This is a genomic window from Clostridium sp. 19966, from assembly GCF_032335695.1.
Classification (GTDB): Bacteria; Bacillota; Clostridia; order Clostridiales; family Clostridiaceae; genus JACTOJ01.
In genome coordinates, this window is sequence record NZ_JACTOJ010000075.1 from 1 (window position 1) to 1,993 (window position 1,993).

Here is a 1,993-nt window from a genome sequence, read left to right on the forward strand (position 1 = left end):
CCGGGTCTTTGACAGTTAAATAACAAAAAAAATCCTCGCAAGCCTTGAAATAGGCTTATTGTTTTGTCAAATTTCTGTATTTATATTTGCGTAGTTTTGCGTTATGTGTTATAATATAAGGAAAATAAGATTTTTTTACGAGGAATTGATTATGAGGTTACAAATATCTAAATCTAAAAATGCAGCTTCTCTATATGTTATAAAAACAATATATGTTAACGGAAAAGAACGCACTCAAATTGTTGAGAAACTTGGAACAATTGCCGAATTAGAAAAAAAGTTGGGTGGGCAAGATCCAATAGAATGGGCTAAAAAATACGTCAAAGAACTTAATATTAAAGAAAAAGAAGACAAACGAGAAGTACTTGTTAAGTATTCACCTTCAAAACTTATTAATAAAGGTGAACAAAGCTCTTTCAACTGCGGTTATCTTTTTTTACAAAAGATATACCACGAACTTAAATTAGATAAGACATGCGAGGAAATTTCTAAAAAGTACAAATTTGATTTTGACTTAAATTCTATTCTTTCAAGATTAGTTTACGGAAGAATTATCTTTCCTTCCTCAAAGCATGCTACTTATGAGCTCTCTAAGAAATTTATAGAACAACCAAACTTTGATTTACATCAAATTTATAGAGCACTTGAATATTTGGCTAAGGAAACAGATTTTATCCAGTCATCCTTATACGAAAACAGCTTGAAGGTTTCTAAAAGGAATACTGGTGTTCTTTATTATGATTGCACTAATTACTTTTTCGAAATCGAACAGGAAGATGGAAATAAGCAATATGGTCCCTCAAAAGAACACAGGCCAAATCCAATAGTTCAAATGGGGTTATTCATGGATGGTGGTGGTATTCCCCTTGCTTTCAGTATCAACAGAGGCAATATGAATGAACAACTTACGCTAAAGCCATTAGAAAAGAAAATTATTTCGGATTTTGAACTTTCTAAATTCATCGTCTGCACTGATGCTGGACTGGCTTCAGAAGATAATAGAAAATTTAATGCTAAAGATGGTCGAGCGTTCATTACCACTCAATCTTTAAAAAAATTAAAAGCTTATCTAAAAAAGTGGGCTCTCAGTACTGAAGGTTGGAAACTTCCTGGTAGTGATAAAACCTATGATATTTCTAAGCTTGATGAATTGATAGAAAAAGCTACTCCTGAAGGAAAAGCAAAAATTCTATCAAAAGTATTTTACAAGGAGCGTTGGATTAAAGAAAATGATTTTGAACAACGGCTTGTTGTAACCTACTCCATAAAGTATAGAAATTATCAGCGTAAGATTCGTAATTCACAGATAGAACGTGCTCAAAAGATAATAAAGAACAATCCAACAAAAATCAAAAAATGCAACGCTAATGACTATAAAAGGTTTATTAATAAAACAAGCTGTACTCAAGATGGAGAAATTGCTGAAAATGAGTTATACAGCATTGATCAAACTCTTATTAATAAAGAAGAAGCTTTTGACGGTTTTTATGGTGTTTGTACAAATCTTGATGATGATGTGTCTGAAATTATCAAGGTAAACCAGAGGAGATGGGAAATTGAGGAGTGCTTTAGAATTATTAAGAGTGAATTTAAGGCAAGACCTGTATTTTTAAAAAATGACGATAGAATTACAGCACATTTTATAACATGCTTTATATCATTGATTATATATAGACTACTTGAAAAAAAACTTAACGGAAAATATACCTGTCATGAAATTATAGCTGGATTGAAAGAGATGGACTTCTATGAAATTAAAGGCGAGGGTTATGTTCCAACCTACACTCGAACTGATTTTACTGATGCATTGCATGAAGCTTTTGGATTCCGAACTGACTATCAAATTATTTCTTCACAAAATATGAAAAAAATTTTTAGAGATACGAAAAATTAAAAAACATTACGCACTTTTTTCATTAGCATAAAATCCTGTAAAGTCTTATACTACAACGCTTTACAGGATTTTTATTTCGTTAAAGTGTCAAACTCAGGA

At 31.3% G+C, this 1,993-nt stretch carries 1 protein-coding gene; it reads left to right on the forward strand.

Annotation, left to right across the window (positions count from 1 at the left end; translation table 11 throughout):
• Window positions 1-151: 151 nt before the first annotated feature.
• Window positions 152-1,894, forward strand: a complete 1,743-nt coding sequence (locus tag IAI10_RS24520) for an IS1634 family transposase (RefSeq protein WP_315675936.1) — start codon at window positions 152-154, stop codon at window positions 1,892-1,894.
• Window positions 1,895-1,993 lie beyond the last annotated feature (99 nt).